Here is a 22,838-nt window from a genome sequence, read left to right on the forward strand (position 1 = left end):
CGCTTCGCGCCCCGGAATGACGACCTCAATGCCTTGTCCCGAAAATCTGCCGCGCTTCTGCGGGGCTCGCGATCTCGCGGCCCGCGCGTCGCGCACAGGCGGCGATGGCTTCAATCAACTGCCCGTTAGAGGTCACCTTGGTGCCATCACCAAGATAAAAAGTATCCTCCAGTCCGGTACGCAGATGGCCGCCGAGATTGGCGCAGCGCTGGTGCAGCGGCCAGATTTCGGCGCGGCCGATCGCGGTGACCTGCCAATGCGCTTCCGGCAATTTCAGCTTCAACAGGATCGGAAGTAGTTCCGGATCGGCCGGCATGCCCGACGCGACGCCCATCACGAAGTTATATTCGAGCGGTCCGGAATACATGCCGGTCTGCCGGTACATGCCGACGCAGCGCACGATGCCGACGTCGAAACATTCGAACTCCGGGATCGTGCCGGCTTCCTTCATGACGTCGAGATAGTCCTGCACCTTCTCGACCGCGTTATCGAACATCATCGGCGGCCAGGCCCAGGTGTTGTCGGCCTTCACCTTGAGATAATTCAGCGAGCCGGCGTTGCAGGCAGCGATCTCGGGCCGGGTCTCGCGCACGCAATCAAGCGCGCCCTGATATTTCGGGCCGGAGGTACCCGTGGTGTGGTTGATGATGACGCCGGGACAAGCCTCGCGAATCGCCTGCTGGATCTCCCTGCTGACGCTCACGTCCCAGGACGGCAGATGCCCCTTGTTCGGCTCCTGCTGGCGCAGATGAACATGCATGATGCTGGCGCCGGCGTTGAAGGCAGCCCTGGCCTCGCGGGCCATCTGCTCCGGCGTGACCGGTACGTTATGCTGCTTTGGATCGGTCAGCACGCCATTCAGCGCGCAGGTAATGACGGCCTTGTCACCCATGAATCAACCTTCAAATGCGAGACGCGAAGGATCGCGAGAAAATCCAGCGCGATCATGCGTTCCGCATCAGTCGGCTTCTTGCGTCCACCCGCTATCCGGCGCTCGCATGGCGGTGGCTATAAATCGCCAGATCGCGCGAGCCGGAAAAGATCGCGCGCGGCTTCAGGCCATAGAAGCGGCGGATCGAATGGCTGAAATGCGTGGAATCGGGATAGCCGATATCCTGCGCCAGATGCGCAAGGTTGATGTCCTGGTTGGCGAAATGCAGCAGATGCCGCGCGCGCTTCCAGGCGCGGAACGAGCGGAAGGAGATGCCGGTCTCCTCCTTGAACAGATGCAGGAAGCGCGACGGTGATAATCCCGCCTCCGCGGCGCAGCTCGCCGCCGTCACCGGTTCGCCGGAGAATTTTCCGATCTGCAGAATCGCGCGCGCCACGCGAGGATCGAGTTCGCGCTGCGGCAGGACTTCGCCGAGGCAGAGGGAATCGAATTCGGCGCTGGAGAAGTCGTTGCCCGCGTGATGCTCGCGCAGCTCGCGATAGGCGGCGCGAATGCGGCTGGCGAAAATTGCGCCCTCCGGCCCCGTGAGACGCTGCGCCAGCACTTCGAGCGCACCGGGACGAACGCTCTCCGGTTCGATCACGACGCTGAGCACCGAGCGATAGTCGCTGGCGATGGTGTGCCTGACGTTCGGCAACAGCGCGACCATTTCACCATGGGTTTCACGGCCGTCAGCGGTGGTGAGCCAGAGACTTCCTTCAACCGCGACATAGATGTTGAACCCGCCCGAGCAGCGTTGCCGGGGCCGGCCGAGCAGGCCGGCATAGAACACGCGCTCCGGGGTGATCAGCATCAGATGGCCGGATTTGTGGCCGGTATCGTCCATGGCTCGTCCTCCTCGCGCGGCTCTCTGGCCGCTGCGATGGGGTCAACCATAGCGGAAAATCGTCGCCTGTCACCGACATAAGGGGACTGTCATTCCGGGGCGCGAAGCGAACCCGGAATCTCGAGATTCCGGGTTCGCTTCGTGCCCCGGAATGACACACCGTTAAGCCCGTATCCGTGGCGCGACGTTTTGCTCGACACCCGCCTTGCGTTCGGCCGCAACTGCGCGCTGGTAGCCCTCACGTTCCTGCAACCGAGCCCAATATGCCCTGACATTCGGCCCGAAATCCTTCGCGAGCCCGATATTGCCGGCCAGCCGCAGTGCATAGCCGTTGACGATATCGGCAGCGGTGAAGCGGCCAGCGCACAGGTTTTCGGCATTGGCGGTCGCTGCCTCAACCGCGCGCAGCCGGCCAAGGAACCATTTGGCATAGTCGCCGGCTACCTGCGGGTTCCGCCGTTCTTCCGGTTCGAGCTGGCTGTATCTCAGCACCAGCGTTTGCGGAAAGGTCAGCGTGGCGTCGCTGAAATACATCCAGTTCAGGAAAGCGCCATAGGCCGGATCATCCATCCCCACTACCAGCGGGGTCGGGCCGTATCTGGTACCGAGATAATAACAGATGCCTGACGACTCCGTCATTTTGGTCTCGCCGTCGATCATGAATGGAATGGTGCCGAGCGGATTGATCGCGAGATATTCCTTGGCAAGCACCCGCGGCGGGAATGGCAGCATCTTCAGCTCGTACGGCAGCCCCATCTCTTCCAGCATCCAGAGCGGGCGGAACGAGCGCGCACCGTCGCAGTGATAGAGCGTGATCATCAGGCGTTCCCTCTTGTTACTCTGGTCCGTTCTTATTGGCTTTCGGCAGCGTGCCCATCATCTTGCTCAGCACCGTCAGCATCACCTCGTCGGCGCCGCCGCCGATCGAGGTCAAACGGCTGTCGCGATAGGCCCGGCTGACCGGCGTCTCGTTCATGAATCCCATGCCGCCCCAGAATTGCAGGCAGGCATCGGTGAGTTCGCGGCCCAGCCGGCCGGCCTTCAGTTTGGCCATGGTCGCAAGCCGCGTCACGTCCTCGCCCGCAATCAGCGCCTCGGCGGCGCGGTAGACCAGCGCGCGCAACAGCTCGACCTCGGTCTGCATCTCCGCGAGCTTGAAATGAACGGTCTGGTTATCGAGGATCGACTTTCCAAACGCTTTTCGGTTGCGGGTATATTCGATCGTCTCTGCTATGATGAATTCATGCGCCTTGAGGCAGGCCGCCGCGCCCCACAGCCGCTCCTCCTGGAACTGCACCATCTGGTAGGTAAAACCCTTGCCTTCCTCGCCGATCCGGTTGCGCTTTGGGACGCGGACATTGTCGAAGAAGATCTGCGCGGTGTCGGACGAGCGCATGCCCAACTTGTCGAGCTTGCGCGCGACCTGCACACCCCTGGTCTTCATCGGCACGCAGATCAGCGACTTGTTGCGATGAACCTGGCCGTCGCTGGTATTGGCGAGCAGGCAGATCCAGTCGGCCTGCACGCCGTTGGTGATCCACATCTTGCCGCCGTTGATGACGTAATCGTCGCCATCGGAACGCGCCTGGGTCTTGATCGAGGCGACATCGGAGCCGGCGCCCGGCTCGGAAACGCCGACGCAGGCGACCGCATCGCCCGCGATCGCGGGCTCGAGAAATTCGCGGCGCACTTCATCGGAGCCGAACCGTGCCAGCGCGGGTGTCGCCATATCGGTCTGCACCCCGATCGCCATCGGCACGCCGCCGCATGTGATGGCGCCGAGCTCTTCGGCCATCATGACAGCGTAGGAATAATCCAGTCCCTGCCCGCCGAACTCGACCGGCTTGTTGAGGCCGAGGAAACCGAGATCGCCGAGCTTCTTGAACAGTTCATGCGCCGGGAAGATGTCGTTCTTCTCCCATTCATCAACGAAGGGATTGATCTCGGCAGCGATGAATTTTTGCAGGATGCGGCGGGGTTCGTCGTGGTCGGCGGTGAAGAGCATACGTTCCTTCCTGTCATTCCGGGGCGCGCAAAGCGCGAACCCGGAATCTCGACATTGTGTAACTCATCTCCAGATTCTCCGATGTACAATTGCACATCGTAGTTCGATGCTTCGCGTCGCCCCGGAATGACGGCAACTCACAGCCCCATCTGCCGCGAGGCGAGATCCTTCATGATCTCCTCGGTTCCGCCGCCGATGGCATTGACCTTGACCTCGCGGTAGATGCGCTCGACCTTGACGCCGCGCATGAAGCCGGCGCCGCCGAAAATCTGCACCGCCTCGGACGCGCAGAATGCCATGGTCTGGGTGGCCTGGTTCTTCATCATGCAGATTTCGGCAACCGGGCTCTCGCCCTGCCCGAGCCGCCACGCCAGCATTTCCAGCATCGCCTGCGACGCGGCGACCCTCTGCGCCATGTCGACCAGCTTGTGGCGGATCACCTGGTGCTGCGCGATCGGCTTGCCAAAGGTCTGGCGCTCCTTGGCATAGGCAATCGCTTCCTCGACGCAGACGCGGGCGTAGGCCGTGCAGCTTGCCGCCATGCCCATGCGCTCGCTGTTGAAATTATGCATGATGATCTTGAACCCCTGGCCCTCCTCGCCGATCAGGTTTTCGGCCGGCACGCGGCACTCGTCGAAGTGAAGCGTCGCGGTATCGGACGCCCACCAGCCCATCTTCTTCAGCTTCGTGCGCGACAGGCCCGGCGTGTCGCCCTCAATCAGAAGCAGGCTGACGCCGCCCGGCCCCTCGCCGCCGGTGCGCACCGCGACCGTCAGATAGTCGGCCCGCATGCCGGAGGTAATAAACGTCTTCTCGCCGCTGACGACATAATGGTCACCGTTACGCCGCGCCTTGGTGCGGAGATTGGCGACGTCGGAGCCGCCGCTCGGCTCGGTGATCGCAAGCGCGGAAATCTTCTCACCCGACAGAACCTGCGGCAGCACGCGCGCCTTGACCTCGGGCCGCGCGGCACGGGCGATCGGCGGCGAGCCGATGGTATGACTCATCAGGCTGGAGCTGACCCCGCCAGCGCCGGCGCGCGCCAGTTCCTGCGAGGCCACGATCCTCATAAACTGGTCGGCAGGCACACCGCCATACTCTTCCGGAAAGCCCAAGCCCAACAGCCCGATTTCGGATGCTTTCCGATAAAGCTCGCGCGGAAACTCGCCGGCCTCGTCCCACTCATGGGCATAGGGCGCGATCTCGCGCGCCACGAAGCGGCGCATCACGTCGCGAAACGCTTCATGGTCCGCCGTATAGAACGGGCTTTGCACTTTGGTGCGCTCCAGCATGCTTTCCTCCCGAAGGAAACACGATGCCCCGATTTGGCCTGCTCAAACTTGCGTTGAGCGGCTGGCATCATCGTGCAGGCGCGGCCTGCCGCACCGGCAAACCCGACGCGTGCTGTGTCCAGCAACTGAACGCAAGACCGGTTGCCCGAGCATGCCCTAGCCTTGATGCAAAACCAATAACAACATTGTCGGCCACTCGCCGGGAGAATGAAGCATGATCCGATCGAACAAATTCGTCCCGGCCGCCATCTTTTCAGTGTTGCTCTCCCTCACTGCTGCGACCACAGTCTCGGCTCAGCAACCCGGCATCACTGACACCGAGATCAAGTTCGGCAACATCATGCCGTATAGCGGCCCGGCGTCGGCGCTCAGCGTCACCGGCAGGGCCTTTGCGGCCTATTTCGACCTGATCAACGAGAAAGGCGGCGTCAACGGACGCAAGCTCAACATGATCTCGCTCGACGACGGCTTCTCGCCGCCAAAGACGGTCGAGGCGACGCGCCGATTGGTCGAGAATGACGACGTCGCCTTCATGTTCGGAACCATGGGCACCGCACCGAGTTCGGCGACCGCAAAGTATCTCAACGGCGCCAAGGTGCCGCATCTGTTCCTGATCAGCTCGGCATCCAAATGGAACGACCCGGTCAACCAGCGCTGGCTGATGGCGCTACCCTGGGCGCCCAACTATGTCGAGGAAGCCGGCATCGAGGTGCGCTTTGCCCGCGCCAAGAATCCCAATGCGCGCTTTGCGATCCTTTATCAGAACGACGACGCCGGAAAGGATTATCTGCGCGGCGTCAGGCAAGCGCTCGGCGCGGACGCCGACAAGGTGATCGCGCTGGCAACCAGCTTCGAGGTTGCCGATCCCACCGTGGATTCGCAGATCCTCACGCTCGCCAACACCAAGGCCGATGTCTTCCTGATCTACAGCGTAACGCCGCGCGCCTGCGCCCAGGCGATCCGAAAGGCGCACGAGACCGGCTGGCGGCCGATGCGTTTCATCTCCTCAGGCTGCGCCAACAAGGAATTGGTGATGGTGCCGGCAGGGCTTGAAGCGGCAACCGGTATCATGTCGGTCGGGGCGCTCAAACCCTATTCGGCTGACTCGACCGATCCCGACCTCGTCACCTATCGCGATTTCATGAAAGCGCGGCTGCCCAACATCGATCCGGCCAATCTGGCGGCGGGATATGGTTACATGGTGGCACAGGCGCTGGTCGTGGTGCTGACGCAGTGCAAGAACGACCTCAGCCGCGAAAACATCATGGCGCAAGCGGCCAACCTCAAGGACGTATCGCTGCCGATGCTGATGCCGGGCGTCAAGCTCAACACCTCGCCGACAGACTACCGTCCGATCAAGGACGGCTATATGGTCGAGTTTCGCGACAACCAGTTCAACGTGATCAGTGAGCTGCTGCGGGGTTCGTGAGCGTTGACGCGACAAGACAAGCAATGAGTCCAACGTAGCCGGCAGGTGATCGGGCAGTTTTCGGGAGGAAGCATGTCGTCGGTTCGCTATTACGACTGGATCGCGCATTTCGGCCGCCGCACGCCGGACAAGATCGCGGCCATCGACCTCGCCAGCGACCGCCGGTTGTCCTACGCGCAGTTCGATGCGCGCATCTCGCGGCTTGCCACTCATCTGCGCGACAAACTCGGTGTCACGCGCGGCGACCGGGTCGCCGTGCTCGCGCTCAACACCACCGATACGCTGGAGGTGCAGTTCGCCTGTTTCCGGATCGGCGCGGTGTTCCTGCCACTCAACACCCGCCTCACCGTTCCTGAATTGCAATTCATTGTCGGCGACGCCTCGCCAAAAGTGATGATCCACGACACCGATCTCGCCGAGGTCGCACTCGCGGTCGCAAAGCTCTGCAACGTTTCATCCGCGTTGCTGCTCGGCCCCGGCGGTTCCTACGAGGCGGCAATCGCGGCTTCGGCGCCGCTCGATCGCGCGGAGATGGTCACGCTCGATGACATCTCGACCATCATGTACACCTCGGGCACGACAGGTCAACCCAAGGGCGCGATCATCACCCATGGCATGACGTTCTGGAACTGCGTCAATCTCGGCGGCCCCGCCTACGTCTCGCCATCGACGGTGCTGCTCACCGTGCTGCCGCTGTTTCATACCGGCGGGCTCAATTGCTACACCAACCCGGTGCTGCATGCGGGCGGCACCGTGTTGATCATGCGCACATTCGACCCCGGCGTGGCGCTGCAACTGATCAGCGACCCCTCCTACGGCATTACCCAATTTTTCGGCGTGCCGTCGATCTACCAGTTCATGGCGCAGCATCCTTCGTTCGCGACGTCCGATTTCAGCCGCCTCGTGATCGGAGGCGTCGGCGGCGCGCCGATGCCCGTACCGCTCCTGAAAGTGTGGGAAGAACGCGGCGTGGCTCTGCAGCAGGGCTATGGCATGACCGAGACGTCACCGGCCGTGCTGGCGCTCGACCGCGAGGACGCCGCGCGCAAGGCCGGCTCCTCCGGCAAGCCGGTGCTGCACACGGAAGTGCGGATCGTGCGCCCCGACGGGACCGATGCGGATGTCGGCGAGCTCGGCGAACTCTGGGTCAGGGGACCGAACGTCACGCCGGGTTACTGGAACCGGCCAGATGCCAACCAGTCATCCTTCACCGACGGCTGGCTGCACACCGGCGATGCCACCCGCGTCGACGAAGAGGGCTTCTACTACATCGTCGATCGCTGGAAGGACATGTACATTTCCGGCGGCGAGAACGTCTATCCGGCCGAGGTGGAGAGCGTGCTGCATCAGCTCACGGCAATCGCCGAAGCTGCCGTGATCGGTATCCCGAACGAGCAATGGGGCGAGGTCGGCATGGCGATCGTGGCCGTCAAGCCCGGCCATACGCTGACACCAGCGGAGATTCACGCGCATTGCGCGGCCAATCTGGCGCGGTTCAAATGCCCGCGGCTGATCGAATTCGTCGATGCGTTGCCGCGCAATGCAACGGGGAAAATCCACAAGCCGACATTGCGAAAGAATTTCAGCGCGCCGAAGCCGACCGAAAAAGCGGCCATTGCTTCATGATCGTGCACCGGCATGCGACAAACGAAAAGCCCGCCGGTTCATGACCGGCGGGCTCTTGTCAGAAGCCAATTAGAGGATCCCAGTACATCCGTGGAAATCCAAAATCGGCAACCTTTAACCGACGCGAAGGTTCTCGGCGCTGGTCTTGCCGCGCATCGGGTCCTTCTTCGCTTCGAACGAGATCTTCTGACCTTCGTTGAGCGAGCTCAGACCCGCACGTTCGACGGCGCTGATGTGGACGAAAACGTCGGTGCTGCCATCATCGGGCTGAATGAAGCCAAAACCCTTGGTCGCGTTGAACCACTTAACTGTTCCGGTAGCCATGTAACTATCTCCAAGATGCGCGAAAGCGCTTTGCCCGCACGACTTCCGTGCAGGCTTGATCCGATTTCAACGATGTCTTGGGGATTGGAGCCGGTTCGGCGTGGTCAACAAGGCAGAGCGATAATTCGAATAGGGCTCATATAGTGTGTCTCGCCGGGAATGCAAGGCTGGAGCCTTTTCCGTTCCGATTGAATCGGAACGGGGCTCCAGATTCTTGATTTGACGCGTTTTCTTGACGCGAACCGGCCTCCACTTCGCTGGAAAACGCTCTGGGAGGGCCCTACCCCGGCAAGAACAGCGCGAACGATTCATCCGTCGTTCGCCGCAAATGCTGGCGGTACAGCGTGTAATTGGGATCGTCGGACGAAATCCTGCCAAAGGTCGGGTTAGCCACCATCTTGATCGGAATATAAGCGATTGGCGCTGCGATCGGCGTCAGCAACGAGCCGCGACCCGCAAGCAGCGTCGTGATGATCCCGTACATCTCGCCTGAAATCGCCAGGTGCGCCACCGTGATCAGGCGATGCTGGCCATGCCGGTTGGTGACGAGATAGATATGTCTCGACTGGTTCGGCACTGCCACTTCGCCGAACTGGGTGAAGGCTGCGTCCTGCCGCTCGCTCTCGTGAAACACCAGCGATGAGGCCGCGGTATCCCAGGTGATCTCGGTGCGGTAGGCAAAGATCGCGTCCTTGTCGCCGAACGACGGCCGCACCGTGACATAGGTTCCTTCGATCCACGCCACCGCGCGGCGCGAATAGGCGCCCAGGCCATCCGGCGCAACCTCGCCGTTGACGGCAGCGACAGACGCCGGTGCCTCCGGCGTCTTGCGCAAGGAAACGCCGAGCGCCTGTTCGAGGCGAACGGTGGTGGCCAGCGTAAACGGGCGGCGGCCGCCCAGCACCTTTTCCAGCGTCGAAAGGCTGAGTTTTGCGAGTTCGGCCAGAGACTGCCGGGAGATGCGGCGACGGGCGAGCTCTTCGCGAATGGTGTCGGCAATCTGCCGGCTCTGCTCGGCGGAAAGCTGCTTGTCCGGCGTCGGCATCGTCATCCCTGCTTCAACTCCCGTCATTGTACCAGACGCACAATCCATCACAAACCCGTACAAAGCCGCCCCAGCCGTGGCGGGGCACGGTGGCGGATGACCGAACAAGGCCGATCATTCCGCTCGCGCCAAATCGCTGAATTCCACACCCTTCTCGCACGGCGAAATCGCCGTTCGGGAGTTAAGCGACATGACGACATCAGACGAAATTGAGGCAGACAAATGCAGCGAACAGCCCAGCCTGATCAGGCTGATGCTGTTCTTCGTGATGCAGGGCGTTGCCGTAATCCTGGTCGGGTTTGCGGCATTATTTTTGAGTTTTGAGCCGGTCTGGTCAGCGGAGCGCCTGCAGTCGGCGTTCCTCAAGCCCGGCGACGTCCGCGCCGGTTCGCTGCTGCTGAAGATTGACGAGGGCTATGCCGATGCGTCGCGGCTCGGCGTCGATGTTGATCTCACCGTGTCGGGGCCGACGGTCCGCGCCCGCGTCACCCAGATTTTTCGCAACCCAACGAAGGACTGGGTCGAAGCCGTCTACGTCTATCCGCTGCCGTCGGGCGGCGCGGTCGATACGCTGAAGATGGTGATCGGCGATCGCGTCGTGGTCGGTGACATCAAGGAGCGGCAGCAAGCAAAGATCATCTACGAACAAGCGAAGCAGAGCGGACACAAGGCGGCACTGACCGAACAGGAACGGCCGAACATCTTCACCAATTCCGTCGCCAATATCGGTCCCGGCGAAACCGTGCTGGTACAGATCGAATATCAGGAGCCTGTCGCACAATCCGGCAACGAGTTCTCGCTGCGGGTGCCGATGGTGATCGCCCCACGTTACAATCCCGCGCCCGTCGTGCAGAGCGTCGATTTCAAGCCGGATAGCGGCGGCTGGGGTTCGGCCAAATCCGATGCCGTGCCGGATCGCGACCGCATCTCGCCCGAAGTGCTCGACCCCGCCACCAACGCGCCGGTCAATCCAACCCGCATCACCGTGCGGCTGCAGGCAGGCTTTCCGCTCGGCGAGGTCAGCAGTTACCACCATACGATCAAGACCGAGAAGCCAGACGCCAGTACGAGCATCATCCGCCTTGCTGAAGGCCCGGTGCCGGCGGACCGCGATTTCGAACTGACCTGGAAACCCGCGGCCGAGAAGGCGCCGTCGGTCGGGCTGTTCCGTGAGCATGTCGGCAATTCCGATTATCTGCTGGCGTTCGTGACACCGCCCGCGGTCGAGCAGGCGCAGCAGAAACCGATGCCGCGCGAAGTGATCTTCGTGATCGATAATTCCGGCTCGATGGGCGGCGTCTCGATCATTCAGGCCAAGGCGAGCCTCACCTACGCCCTCGGCCGTCTGCAGCCGAACGATCGTTTCAACGTGATCCGCTTCGATCACACCATGGATGTGCTGTTCCCGTCAGCGGTGCCCGCCGACAGGGAGCATATCGGCCGGGCCACCTCCTTCGTCGGCGCGCTGCAGGCCAATGGCGGCACGGAAATGGTGCCCGCGATGCGGGCGGCGCTGTCCGACAACAGCGGCGACACCGGTTACGTCCGCCAGGTCGTATTCCTGACCGACGGCGCCATCGGCAACGAACAGCAATTGTTCGAAACCATCAGCGCGTTGCGCGGCCGCTCGCGCGTCTTCATGGTGGGCATCGGCTCGGCGCCAAACACCTACCTGATGACGCGCGCCGCCGAACTCGGCCGCGGCACCTTCACCCATATCGGCGCGGTCGAGCAGGTCGAGGAGCGCATGCGCGGACTGTTCGCCAAGCTGGAGAATCCCGCGGTGACTAATCTGACCGCGAAATTCTCCGATGCCACGGCCGACATCACGCCGGTTGCGATCCCCGACGTCTACCGCGACGAGCCGCTGGTGCTGGCCGCAAAACTCGACAAGCTCGCGGGCTCGGTCGAGATCAAGGGCCGCATCGGCGATCGCCCGTGGGTCGTCACCCTTCCGCTAGCGAATGCGGCCGAAGGCAAGGGCCTGTCCAAGCTCTGGGCCCGCCGCAAGATCGCGGATGCGGAGGTTGGGCGCACCACGCGTCAGACGACGCCGGACGAAGCCGACAAGGCCATCCTCTCGCTGGCGCTCGAGCATCAGCTCGTCACGCGGCTGACGAGTCTGGTAGCCGTCGACAAGACGCCGAGCCGTCCGCAAGGAGAGCCGCTCAAGGTTTCGGAACTGCCGATCAACCTGCCTGCGGGATGGGACTTTGAAAAGGTGTTCGGCGAGCGCCCGCGCGTGCCGGCAACGCCGACGGAGCGGCGCGCCGATACGGAAGAGGCGCGCGTTCAGGTCGCGGCGCTGAAGCGGGTGCAGCCTGTCGTCACCCAGCCGCCCAGCACGCTCGCGCTGCCGAAGACGGCAACTGACGCCGAGCTGAAGATGATTGCCGGTGTGATCCTGCTCACGTTCAGCCTGATCCTGTTCGTGCTCAATCGACGTCAGATGTCACGGTGTTGACGTCGGCTGAAAGGAGGAGGGACCCCTGACCTCCTCTTTCCAGAGCGCGCGGCTCCCACCCGTCCCCCCAAGGCCGCGCGCGCCGCCTTTTCCTCAACCGCCGTCATTGCGAGCGAAGCGAAGCAATCCATCTCGCCGCGGAAAGAAAGATGGATTGCTTTGTGCCTTTCGCTCCCTTGCGCAAACGCCTCGCGTTTGTCGCAGGCAATGACGGATAGAGTGTCCATGCGTTTCATCCTCCCTCTCCTCCTCGCTCTCATCGGCCTGATCTTGTTCGGCCAGGGCGCCTACATCCACGCCAAGGCGCTGGTTGCACAGGTCCTGCTGGAACGCGCCTTCGAGAAAACCATCGCCACCGGACACGAGACGAAACCGTGGTCGTGGGCCGACACATGGCCGGTTGCCCGTATCGACGTGAAGCGGCTCCATGCCCGCACCATCGTGCTCGCAGGCAGCAGCGGCCAGGCGCTCGCCTTCGGTCCGGGTCATGTCGAACGGACACCCGATGCCGGCGAGCGCGGCGTCGCCGTTTATTCGGCGCATCGCGATACGCATTTCGTCTTTCTGAAGAACGTCGTCATAGGTGACGAGATCGAGGTCACGCGAAGCGACGGCAAGCAATTCCATTACCGGGTGGATGCCACTTCGGTCGTGCGCTTCGACGCCTCCGGCATCGATCCGCTCGCAGACGGATATCATCTGGTGCTGTCGACCTGCTGGCCATTCGAGGCGCTGACGCCGGGGCCGGAACGCTATCTTGTGCACGCCACCATGATTGTATCAGCTCCTGAATTCTCCGCGAGCCGGGAAATCGTTCGCGACGCGAATGGCACTGCGCGCGCAACGCGTGTTGCCACCCCTGCCAAGTCTCAATAAAAAGGTCGCAATCAAAAGAACGCACAGCGAGCGTTGTCGATCGCCGCTGCCAAACAGCAGAGTAAGGGACATCCATGGACGCTCAGGCAAGCACCGCATCGCATCAAGCCGAACAATGGTCGCCCTCGCCTGACGCCAGCGACATCGTCAAGAGCATCCATGCGATGCTGCACCCGCGCAATATCGTGCTGGTCGGCGCCACCGACAAGCCCGGCAACTATGCCGAGCGCATCTGGAACAATCTGATCAAATACAAATACGAAGGCGGCCTGTTCCCGGTCAACGCCAAGCGCGAAACGATCTGGGGCGTGCCCTGCTACAAGGATTTCGCCAGCCTCCCGGAGAAACCCGATCATGTGCTGGTGCTGGTGCCGGCGCGTTTTGCCGTGCAGGTGATCCGTGACGCGGCGGCAGCCGGCGCACGCTCGGCCACCATCGTCACCTCGGGCTTCAGCGAGTTGCAGGACGAGGAAAGCCAGCGGCTTGCAGTCGAACTGAAGCAGGCCGTGAAAGAGACCGGCCTTGCGGTCACGGGCCCGAACTGCCTCGGCAATCTGAGCGCCGGCGAAAAGCTGTTCACCAATATCGACGACCGCATTGTCACCATGGAAGCAGGCCCCGTGGCGATTGTCGGACAATCCGGCGCGATCGTGATGGCGATCCGCCAGACGCTGGAGGATCGCGGCGTCGGCGTCGGCTACATGGTCACGACCGGCAACGAGACCGGGCTCGAGACGCCCGACCTGATGGCCTATTTCGCGGCCGATCCCTCGATCCGCGTTATCGTGGTCTATCTCGAAGGCGTGCGGAACACAAAAGTGTTCCGCGAAGCCTGCAAGGCGGCCCGCGCCGCCGGCAAGCCCGTGATCGCGCTGAAACTTGGCGCCTCCGAAGGTGGCCGTGCCGCCGCGATGGCGCATACCGGCGCGCTTGCCGGCTCGATCGAAACCTTTGACGCGATCTCGACCCGCGAAGGCGTGATCCGCGTCCGCGGCCTCGACGAGCTGATCGAGACCACCGAATGTTTCGTCCATGCCGATCCGCCGAAGGGCAACCGTCTCGCCGCGGTGTCGCTGTCCGGCGGCAAGCGTGGCCTCCTGATCGATGCATTCTATTCGGCCGGCATGAACTTCGCGCCGCTCAGCGCGAACGCGACGGCGCAACTGGCGGAAATGCTCGGCCCCGGCAGCATTGTCGGCAATCCGCTTGACGCCGGCTTTGCCGCTGTCGTCGACCCTTCCGTCTACATGAAGTCGATCAAGATCATGATCGACGATCCCGACACCGACATCGTCATCATCGACGCCGAATTGCCGAAGGCGCCGCATGAATTGCGCGAGCGCAACTTACGGATCGTCAACGAGATGGCGGGCGCCGCCAGCAAGCCCGTGGTCTACATCAGCGCGATGTCGATCGGGTTCACCGAATTCACCAAGGGTTTGCGCAAATCGCTGCCGAACATCGCGGTCATGCAGGGCCTCGATCGCGCCGTCGGCGCGATCAAGTCGCTGATCGAGTATGCGTCCCTGCGCAAGGAGGTGCCAGACATCCTATCGAGCTCGAAGGCTTCCGCGCGCGCGGTGCTGGAGAAGACGCTCAAGGCCGCCAACGGCGCCGCAGCGTTGGACGAGGTCGCGTCGAAAAAGCTGCTCAAGGCTTATGGCATCCCGGTTTCAAAGGAAGAGATCGCGCAGACGGCGGCGGAGGCCGTGAAGATTGCCAAGAAGATCGGCTTTCCCGTCGTGGCCAAAGTCGTCAGTGCCGACATCCTGCACAAATCAGACATCGGCGGCGTGGTGCTGAACCTCAACAGCGCGGCCGAGGTGAAGAAGGCGTTCAACGACATCACCGCGCGGGTAAGGAAGATCAAGAGCAAGCCGAAACTCGAAGGCATTCTAATCGCGCAGCAGGTCAAGGCCGATCTCGAACTCGTGGTCGGCGCTTCGCTCGACGCCGAGATGGGGCCGGTGGTGCTGTTCGGCACCGGTGGCGTCGATATCGAGTTGATGAAGGACGTAGCGCTCGCCGGCGCGCCGCTGGACGAGGCCGAGGCGAAGCAATTGATCGCCAAGACCAAGGCCGGCGTGAAGCTGAAGGGGTATCGCGGCAAGCCGGCGCTGCACGAGGCTTCCGCCGTGAAGGCGCTGGTCGGCCTGTCCAATCTGATGGCCGATGCCGGCACGCGCATCGCCTCGATCGACGTCAATCCGTTCCTGATCAACAGCAAGGTCGGCGTCGCCGTCGACGGCTTGATCGTGCTGAACAACGATGCAGCGAACAAGGCGGCGAAGCATTAGGTCACTGGTTTAAATCGTCGTTGTCGTCCCTGCGAACGCAGGGACCCATAGCCACCGTCGTTAATTGTTACGAAGACAACCAGCTCCCGTCGTCTTGCCGATGAGCCGCGGCGTATGGGTCCCTGCGTTCGCAGGGACGACGGAAATAGCTACAACCCCGCGCCCCACTTCTGCGCGGTCTGTAAAACCCAGTCGCGATACAGCGTCAGCGGCGTAACCCCGGTCATGCCGCCGCAACCCGCCGAGCCATTCGGCCCCGTTGACCAGCTCACCACGCCGACGATCGCGGGACCGCCTTGCTTGTCCTCGAAAACAGGCGCGCCGGAATCGCCGGTGCAGGCACCGAGGCCGTCGCGCGTGCCCTGCCCCACGGGGTCGACAAGCCTAATCTGAAGTGTCCCCGGCCTGCCCGTCGCAACCAGGCCGGCGACGCGGATGGTGCCGCCGCTCCTGCCATCGCCGCGCACGGTCACGCCGATTCCTGCGATGGTAAAACGGCTCCCGACATTGATCGGGATCTCAGGCAATCCGAGTACGGCCGCCGTCTTGCCCTTGGGCGGCGCGGCCAATTGCAGCAACGCGACGTCTGCCGTCGCACGGTGCCCCGACATCGCCTGCATGTTGAAGCCGGGATGAATGGCGACGCTCTTCACATCCTGCAGCGTCGGCTGCCGGTCGGCGCCATATTCGACGATCTTGTAGTCCGCGCCTGATGGCACGCAATGCGCGGCCGTCAGCACCAGCTTTGGCGCAATCAACGCGCCGGTGCAGAAATTGCCGCGTGAGCCGACGATGGTAACGACCGAGCGGGCCACGCCTTCCGTCGACGGCGCACCGCCGCCGACAATGGCGTGCGCGGGAACGGACAGCAGCAGGACAAGGCTGGCAATCAAGCGAAGCAGGATCTTCATCGCTGCAGCAATAGCCTTTGGTGCGCGTATCGCCAAGCGCCGGATCGGGCTGGTTCTCAAGGGCATTCCGTGTTAGCCGCTCCGCAAAGATATTTTTCAGGCGGGGAATGATGATCGAGGCAGTGATCTGGGATTTCGGCGGAGTGCTGACCACTTCGCCCTTCGAGGCCTTTGCGCGGTACGAGACCGAGCGCGGGCTGCCGGCCGACATCATCCGGCGCACCAACGCCGCCAATCACCTGGAAAATGCCTGGGCCAAATTCGAGCGCGCCGAAGTCGACATCGAAGCTTTTGACGAATTGTTCGCGGCGGAATCGCTGGCGCTGGGCGCGGCGGTTCGCGGCAAGGAGGTGCTGCCGCTATTATCAGGCGATCTGCGGCCCGAGATGGTCGAGGCGCTCAAGCGCGTCAAGGCCAGGTTCAAGACCGGCTGCATCACCAACAATCTGCCCGCCAACGCCATCGGCAGCCACAGCGGCCGCACGCTCTATGTCGCCGAAGTGATGGCGCTGTTCGACCATGTCATCGAGTCCGCCAAAATCGGTCTCCGAAAGCCCGATCCGCGTATCTACCGGATGATGGTCGAGACACTGAAGGTCGATCCCAGGAACTGCGTTTACCTCGACGACCTCGGCATCAACCTGAAGCCGGCGCGCGAGATGGGCATGACCACGATCAAGGTGGTCAGTGCGGCGCAGGCGATCGGGGAGCTTGAGGCAGCTACCGGGCTGGCATTGCGCTAGGCGGAAAAATACCGGAACTTGCGCCCTCGTTATGCCCAAACGGCGCTTGTCCTTTGCCGGGAACGCAGGCAGAACATTCCGAAATCCATCGAATTCGGAGTTGAAAACCCGTGGCTGATACCAGGCCTTCGGCCTCGATCGAGGCAGTGGAAAGCGGTCTTGCGGCGCAGGGCTATATTGCGAGCCGCCAGATCGCGACCGCGGTCTATCTGGCGCAGCAGATCGAAAAGCCCATCCTGGTCGAAGGGCCCGCCGGCGTCGGCAAGACCGAACTGGCGAAAGCGATCGCTGCATGGCGCGGCATGAAGATGATCCGCCTGCAATGCTATGAGGGGCTCGACGAGGCCAAGGCGCTCTACGAGTGGAAATACGCCAAGCAGCTTCTTTACACGCAGATCCTGAAGGATAAGCTCGGCGAAGTGCTCGGCGGCGCGCCGACGCTGGAAGCGGCGCTGAACCAGCTTCACGATTTCGGCGACGTGTTCTTCTCCAAGGAATTCGTCGAGCCACGGCCGCTGTTGCAGGCGCTGGAGCAGCCCGCGGGCTGCGTGCTGCTGGTCGACGAAATCGACAAGTCGGACGCCGAATTCGAATCGCTGCTGCTGGAAATTCTCAGCGACTTCCAGGTCACGATTCCGGAACTCGGAACCGTGGTCGCGGTTTCGCCGCCGACCGTGATCCTGACCTCGAACAGCGAACGCGATCTCGGCGATGCGCTGAAGCGCCGCTGCCTGCATCTGCATATCGGTTTCCCCGAGCAGAAGCTTGAGGAGCGGATCGTCGAGAGCCGAGTATCAGGCATTTCGCAGACGTTGCGCCGGCAGATGGTGGGCTTCATCAACGAGGTCCGCACGCTGGACCTGAAGAAGCTGCCGTCGGTCAGCGAGACCATCGACTGGGCGCGCGTGCTGGTGCTGCTGCAGGCGCCCGAACTCGGCCATGAGGTGGTCAAGGACACGCTGAACGTCCTGCTGAAATACGAGGCGGATATCGAGGCCACCATGCCTCAGGTTTCCACCTTCATCGCCAAGGCTTCGCGTCAGGGCGTCTTCGGGTGAGGCGCGAATGAGGGAGAACCTGCATCGCTTCTTTCGTGCGGCGCGGGGCGCAGGCGTCAGGCTCTCGCCGGCCGAAAGCATCGATGCGATGCGGGCCGTCTCCAAGGTAGGCTTTACCGACCGCACGATCCTGCGCGACACGTTCCTGCTGACGCTCGCCAAGACGCAGGACGAGAAGAAGGCACTCGGCGACTGTTTTGACCTGTTCTTCGACCAGCCGGAGCCCGAAGACAGCAAAGCAGACGAGCAGGAGACACAAGGATCCAACGCGGGCTCCGATTCACCCGGCGAGACAAGCGGCGGCGACGAGCAGGCCGAGGGGCTCGGCCAGCTCGCGCAGATGCTGCTGGCGCAGGACCGTAACCAGATTTCGGCCGCCATCGCCAACGCGGCGAGCGCGGCCTCGCTGTCCGACATCCGCTATTTCACGCAGCGCGGTATCTTCTCGGGCCGCATCCTCGACCAGATGGGCATCCAGCGCCTGCGCGACGACCTCGACAACCTCACGGCAACCAATCCTGCACTGGCGGAACGGCTGACCAATGCACTGGATGGGCTGCGCGGCACCGTTCGCGATACGGTTTCGCAGGCGCTGATGTTGTACGGGCGCGAAGAAGCGGAAAATTTGCGCAACGAAATTTTGCGTAACGCGCCGCTGTCGCGGATCGAGCCGCGGCAGGTCGAGCAGATGCGGCATCTGATCCGCCAGATCGCCCGCCGCCTCCGCGAGCGCTACTCCAAGCCGCGCAAGCGCCAGCGCCGCGGGCATCTCGACGTGCGTCGTACCATCCGCCGCAACGCCGCCTGGGGCGGGGTGCCGTTCCTCACCGCCTGGAAACGCCGGCATCGCGACAAGCCGAAGATCGTCGCACTCTGCGACGTCTCGGGATCGGTGGCGCGGGTTTCAGATTTCTTCCTCCTTCTGATTCACAGCCTGCATGAGGTCGTGGATGACGTCCGCTCGTTCGCCTTTTCGGGGCATCTGATCGAGGTCAGCGACATCCTGGAATCCAAATCGCCGGAAGAGGCGATGGCCGAGATCATGTCCAAGGTCGGCTTCGGCTCCTCCGACTACGGCAGTTCGCTTGACGATTTCGAACACGGCTGGATGAACGCGATCACGCCACAGACGACCGTGATCGTGCTCGGCGACGCCCGCAGCAACAATCTCGATCCGCGCGCCGATATCCTTCGCCGTATCGCCGAGCGATCGAAGCGGCTGGTATGGCTCAATCCGGAGGGCCGCATGGCCTGGGGCTGGGGCGATTCCGAAATGCCGCGCTATTCGACCTTCTGCACCGTGGTCCGCCAATGCGCGACCGCGAAACAGCTCGAACGTGCGGTGTCCGATATCGTGGCGAGCTATCAGTAATGTCGTCTTCGGCAGTTCTTCCCCGTGACAATGCCCCCGACGCGCTGTCGGTGCTGAACTCCGTGTTCGGCCTGCCGACCTTCCGCGGTGCGCAGGAGGAAATCGTTCGTCACATCACCGAGGGCGGCAATTGCCTAGTGCTGATGCCGACCGGCGGCGGCAAGTCGCTGTGTTACCAGTTGCCCTCCTTGTTGCGCGAAGGCTGCGGCATCGTGGTGTCTCCCCTGATTGCGCTGATGCGCGATCAGGTCGCGGGACTGCTGGAGGCAGGCGTCAATGCGGCCGTTCTGAACTCGACGCTGTCGTTTGACGAAGCCTCGGAAGTCGAGCGGCGACTGCTGGCCGGCGACCTCGACCTGCTCTACGTCGCGCCCGAACGCTTGCTGACGCCGCGCTGTCTGTCCCTGCTCGGCCAAGCCGATATCGCGCTGTTTGCGATCGACGAGGCGCATTGCGTGTCGCAATGGGGGCACGACTTCCGTCCCGAGTATATTGGCCTGTCCGCGATTGCGGAGCGTTTTCCGGATGTGCCGCGCATCGCACTGACTGCGACCGCCGACGAGATGACGCGCAAGGAGATCGTGACCCGGCTCGGGCTATCGGGCGCGCCGAGCTTCATCTCGAGCTTCGACCGCCCGAACATCCGCTACGAAATCGTCGAGAAGCAGAACGCTCCGGCCCAGCTCAAGGCTTTCATCAGCGAGCGCCATGCCGGAGATGCCGGCATCGTCTATTGCCTGTCGCGCGCCAAGGTCGAGGACACCGCTGAAGCGCTGACCAGCGCCGGCATCCCCGCCCTGCCCTATCACGCGGGCCTCGACGCCGGCATGCGCGCCCGCAACCAGGACCGCTTCATCAACGAGGATGGCGTCGTCATCGTCGCCACCGTCGCGTTCGGCATGGGCATCGACAAGCCGGACGTGCGCTTCGTGGCGCATCTCGATCTGCCGAAGAGCATCGAGGCCTATTATCAGGAAACCGGCCGCGCCGGGCGCGACGGCAAGGCCTCCAGTGCCTGGATGGCCTACGGCCTCTCCGACATCGTGCAACAGCGCCGCATGATCGACGAATCCACCGCATCCGATGCGTTCAAGCGCGTGTCGATCGGCAAGCTCGATGCGCTGGTGGCGCTGGCGGAAACCGCCGGCTGCCGCCGCGGCCGCCTGCTCGGCTATTTCGGTGAGGACGTCACCGGCAGCAATTGCGGAAATTGCGACAACTGCCTGTCGCCGCCGCAACTCCGCGACGGCAAGGTCGCCGCGCAAAAACTATTGTCCTGCGCCTATCGCACCGGGCAGCGGTTCGGCGCCATGCACCTGATCGACGTGCTGGTCGGCCGCATGACCGAGAAGGTCACGCAGTTCAGCCACGACAAACTGTCCGTGTTCGGCATCGGCCGCGACCTCAACGAGAAGCAATGGCGTGCGGTAATCCGCCAATTGGTCGCGATGGGCCATCTGCGCGCCGATAGCGAGGCGTTCAACGCACTGAAGCTGACCGAGAGCGCGCGCGGCGTCCTGAAAGGCGAGACCGAGATCATGTTGCGCGAGGCGGCGCCCGGCACGCGTGTTCGCGCCAGCCGCGCCAAATCACGGCGCGGCGATCTGGCGCCGCGCGCCGACACCAAGCCCGCCGATGCCGGCCTGCAGGCCGCGTTGCGGGCATGGCGCTCCGACATCGCGCGCCAGCGAAGCGTGCCAGCCTATGTCGTGCTGCACGATTCCACCATCGACGGCATCGCCGCCGCGCGGCCAATGACGCTCAACGAACTCCGGAATATCCCCGGCATTGGCGACAAGAAGCTCGAGCATTACGGCGACGAATTGCTCGCGCTGGTGCGAGCGGCGGACGCGTAGAGCTTCGGTTCTGATTGAATCAAGAATCGAAGCTCTAGATTCTAGTGTTGACGCGTTTTCTTGACGCGAACCGGCATCCACTTCGCTCGAAAACGCTATGGTAGCCCTCAACCGTTGCGGAAGGTGTAGGCGTATCCGTTGATGGCGGGCGCACCGCCGAGATGGGCGTAGAGCACCTTCGATCCCTTCGGGAAATAGCCCTTGTTCACGAGGTCGATCATGCCCTGCATGGATTTTCCCTCGTAGACGGGATCGGTGATCATGCCTTCGAGCCGTGCGCAGAGTCGGATGGCTTCCTTGGTCTCTTCTGAGGGAACGCCGTAGGCCGGATAGGCGTAATCTTCGATCAGGACGACATCGTCTTCGACGAGTTCGCGGCCGAGCTCGACGAGCTTTGCGGTATTGCGTGCGATATCGAGCACCTGGGCCTTGGTTTGCGCGGGCGTGAAGGACGCATCGATGCCGATCACCTTGCGCTCGCGGCCGTCCTTGGCAAATCCCACCAGCATGCCGGCGTGGGTCGAGCCGGTGACCGTGCAGACCACGATATAGTCGAAGGCAAAGCCGAGTTCCTTCTCCTGCGCCCGCACCTCCTCGGCGAAGCCGACATAGCCGAGCCCACCATATTTGTGCACGGAGGCGCCGGCCGGAATCGCATAGGGCTTGCCGCCCTTGGCCTTCACGTCCGCAATCGCCTCTTCCCAGCTCTGGCGAATGCCGATGTCAAAGCCTTCGTCGACCAGCCGCACATCCGCGCCCATGACGCGGCTGAGCAGGATGTTGCCGACACGGTCATAGACGGCGTCCTCATGCGGCACCCAGCTTTCCTGCACGAGCCGGCACTTCATGCCGATCTTGGCCGCCACCGCAGCGACCATGCGGGTGTGGTTGGACTGCACGCCGCCGATCGAGACGAGCGTATCCGCGTTGGAGGCGATCGCATCGGGAATGATGTATTCGAGCTTGCGCAGCTTGTTGCCGCCAAAGGCAAGACCGGAATTGCAGTCCTCGCGCTTGGCGTAGAGTTCGACCTTGCCGCCGAGATGCTGCGACAGCCGCTCCAGCTTCTCGATATGGGTGGGCCCGAAGGTGAGCGGATAGCGTTCGAATTTCTCCAGCATCGTCATCCCCGTAGATGTCTGATCTCCGGAAACGCCCCTACCATTAAGGGCTGGAAAGGTGCTCTCTAAATGATCGGGTATTCTTCACGAAGATTGCAAACGAGCTCTATTTGACTACTATTTCATCCAGTATCCGGCATAATTTCGAGAGATTCTTTCATGGCCGGCAGGCTGGACCGTATCGACCTTAAGATATTGCGTTTGCTACAAAATAGCGGCCGGCTGACCAACGCCGAGCTGGCCGAAATGGCCGGCGTCAGCGCCGCCACCTGTCACCGCCGTACCCAGCGCCTGTTCGACGAGGGCTATATCGCCCAGGTCAGGGCGATGGTGGCGCCGCGCAAGGTTGGCAAGGGTGCACTGGTCATGGTCGGCGTCGTGCTCGACCGCTCCACGCCTGAAAGCTTTGCCGCCTTCGAGCGGGCGGTCGCGCAACTGAAATTCGTGCTGGACTGCCATCTGGTGGCGGGCGATTTCGACTATTTCCTCAAGATCCGCGTCGGCGACATGGAGGATTTCAACCGCATCCACGGCGACCAATTGATCGCGCTGCCAGGCGTCCGCCAGACCCGGACCTTCTTCGTCATGAAGGAAGTGGTCGACAACGCTCCGCTCGATTTCTGATGGGAAGCCAGTCGCGG

General features: G+C 62.7%; 19 protein-coding genes. 10 read left to right on the forward strand and 9 right to left on the reverse strand.

Annotated features, from left to right (window positions below; translation table 11 throughout):
* Positions 1-25: 25 nt before the first annotated feature.
* The 5 genes from ACH79_RS08760 to ACH79_RS08780 form a co-directional block, all read right to left on the reverse strand.
* On the reverse strand, positions 26-892 hold the full coding sequence (locus tag ACH79_RS08760) for a 3-keto-5-aminohexanoate cleavage protein (protein ID WP_161850660.1): 867 nt from the start codon (positions 890-892) through the stop codon (positions 26-28).
* A 91-nt stretch (positions 893-983) separates the two neighbouring features.
* Positions 984-1,778: a helix-turn-helix domain-containing protein gene (locus ACH79_RS08765; protein WP_161850661.1), complete on the reverse strand. Its 795-nt coding sequence runs from the start codon at positions 1,776-1,778 to the stop codon at positions 984-986.
* A 162-nt stretch (positions 1,779-1,940) separates the two neighbouring features.
* Positions 1,941-2,597, reverse strand: coding sequence for a glutathione S-transferase family protein (locus ACH79_RS08770; RefSeq protein WP_161850662.1), 657 nt, complete (start codon positions 2,595-2,597; stop codon positions 1,941-1,943).
* Positions 2,598-2,613: 16 nt separating this feature from the next.
* Entirely contained in the window at positions 2,614-3,783 is a 1,170-nt protein-coding gene (locus ACH79_RS08775; RefSeq protein WP_161850663.1) for an acyl-CoA dehydrogenase family protein, read from the reverse strand.
* Between the two features lie 137 nt (positions 3,784-3,920).
* Entirely contained in the window at positions 3,921-5,075 is a 1,155-nt protein-coding gene (locus ACH79_RS08780) for an acyl-CoA dehydrogenase family protein (protein WP_161850664.1), read from the reverse strand.
* Between the two features lie 214 nt (positions 5,076-5,289).
* Here ACH79_RS08780 and ACH79_RS08785 point away from each other — a divergent pair, with 214 nt between their 5' ends.
* Together ACH79_RS08785 and ACH79_RS08790 are read left to right on the forward strand one after the other, a co-directional pair.
* Positions 5,290-6,504, forward strand: a complete 1,215-nt coding sequence (locus ACH79_RS08785) for an ABC transporter substrate-binding protein (protein ID WP_161850665.1) — start codon at positions 5,290-5,292, stop codon at positions 6,502-6,504.
* A 72-nt stretch (positions 6,505-6,576) separates the two neighbouring features.
* On the forward strand, positions 6,577-8,130 hold the full coding sequence (locus tag ACH79_RS08790) for a long-chain fatty acid--CoA ligase (protein ID WP_161850666.1): 1,554 nt from the start codon (positions 6,577-6,579) through the stop codon (positions 8,128-8,130).
* Positions 8,131-8,244: 114 nt separating this feature from the next.
* On the opposite strand, the gene ACH79_RS08795 is transcribed toward ACH79_RS08790, so the two are convergent.
* Together ACH79_RS08795 and ACH79_RS08800 are read right to left on the reverse strand one after the other, a co-directional pair.
* Positions 8,245-8,454, reverse strand: coding sequence for a cold-shock protein (locus ACH79_RS08795; protein WP_161850667.1), 210 nt, complete (start codon positions 8,452-8,454; stop codon positions 8,245-8,247).
* A 280-nt stretch (positions 8,455-8,734) separates the two neighbouring features.
* The gene (locus ACH79_RS08800; protein WP_161856282.1) at positions 8,735-9,499 is read right to left on the reverse strand and encodes a helix-turn-helix transcriptional regulator; all 765 of its coding nucleotides are present in this window, start codon (positions 9,497-9,499) and stop codon (positions 8,735-8,737) included.
* Between the two features lie 190 nt (positions 9,500-9,689).
* On the opposite strand from ACH79_RS08800, the gene ACH79_RS08805 reads away from it, so the two are divergent.
* From ACH79_RS08805 to ACH79_RS08815, 3 genes are all read left to right on the forward strand, one after another.
* Entirely contained in the window at positions 9,690-11,963 is a 2,274-nt protein-coding gene (locus tag ACH79_RS08805) for a marine proteobacterial sortase target protein (RefSeq protein ID WP_161850668.1), read from the forward strand.
* 225 nt (positions 11,964-12,188) lie between these two features.
* A complete protein-coding gene (locus ACH79_RS08810; protein ID WP_161850669.1) occupies positions 12,189-12,839 on the forward strand; it encodes a class GN sortase in 651 nt (216 codons plus the stop codon).
* 74 nt (positions 12,840-12,913) lie between these two features.
* Entirely contained in the window at positions 12,914-15,136 is a 2,223-nt protein-coding gene (locus ACH79_RS08815; RefSeq protein ID WP_161850670.1) for an acetate--CoA ligase family protein, read from the forward strand.
* Between the two features lie 149 nt (positions 15,137-15,285).
* On the opposite strand, the gene ACH79_RS08820 is transcribed toward ACH79_RS08815, so the two are convergent.
* Entirely contained in the window at positions 15,286-16,047 is a 762-nt protein-coding gene (locus ACH79_RS08820; protein WP_161850671.1) for a trypsin-like serine protease, read from the reverse strand.
* A 107-nt stretch (positions 16,048-16,154) separates the two neighbouring features.
* On the opposite strand from ACH79_RS08820, the gene ACH79_RS08825 reads away from it, so the two are divergent.
* The 4 genes from ACH79_RS08825 (at position 16,155) to recQ (ending at position 21,076) form a co-directional block, all read left to right on the forward strand.
* Positions 16,155-16,790, forward strand: coding sequence for an HAD-IA family hydrolase (locus tag ACH79_RS08825; protein WP_161850672.1), 636 nt, complete (start codon positions 16,155-16,157; stop codon positions 16,788-16,790).
* Between the two features lie 110 nt (positions 16,791-16,900).
* On the forward strand, positions 16,901-17,848 hold the full coding sequence (locus ACH79_RS08830; protein ID WP_057860385.1) for a MoxR family ATPase: 948 nt from the start codon (positions 16,901-16,903) through the stop codon (positions 17,846-17,848).
* Positions 17,849-17,855: 7 nt separating this feature from the next.
* Positions 17,856-19,220, forward strand: a complete 1,365-nt coding sequence (locus tag ACH79_RS08835; RefSeq protein ID WP_161850673.1) for a VWA domain-containing protein — start codon at positions 17,856-17,858, stop codon at positions 19,218-19,220.
* Positions 19,220-21,076: a DNA helicase RecQ gene (recQ, locus tag ACH79_RS08840; protein WP_161850674.1), complete on the forward strand. Its 1,857-nt coding sequence runs from the start codon at positions 19,220-19,222 to the stop codon at positions 21,074-21,076. Before ACH79_RS08835 ends, recQ begins: the two co-directional genes overlap by 1 nt.
* A gap of 107 nt (positions 21,077-21,183) precedes the next feature.
* On the opposite strand, the gene ACH79_RS08845 is transcribed toward recQ, so the two are convergent.
* Complete coding sequence (locus tag ACH79_RS08845; RefSeq protein ID WP_161850675.1) at positions 21,184-22,197, reverse strand: 1-aminocyclopropane-1-carboxylate deaminase; 1,014 nt, start codon at positions 22,195-22,197, stop codon at positions 21,184-21,186.
* A gap of 159 nt (positions 22,198-22,356) precedes the next feature.
* Here ACH79_RS08845 and ACH79_RS08850 point away from each other — a divergent pair, with 159 nt between their 5' ends.
* Positions 22,357-22,821: an Lrp/AsnC family transcriptional regulator gene (locus ACH79_RS08850; protein WP_161850676.1), complete on the forward strand. Its 465-nt coding sequence runs from the start codon at positions 22,357-22,359 to the stop codon at positions 22,819-22,821.
* Positions 22,822-22,838: the final 17 nt, after the last annotated feature.

Origin of the sequence: Bradyrhizobium sp. CCBAU 051011, from assembly GCF_009930815.1 — a bacterium.
Lineage (GTDB): Bacteria > Pseudomonadota > Alphaproteobacteria > Rhizobiales > Xanthobacteraceae > Bradyrhizobium.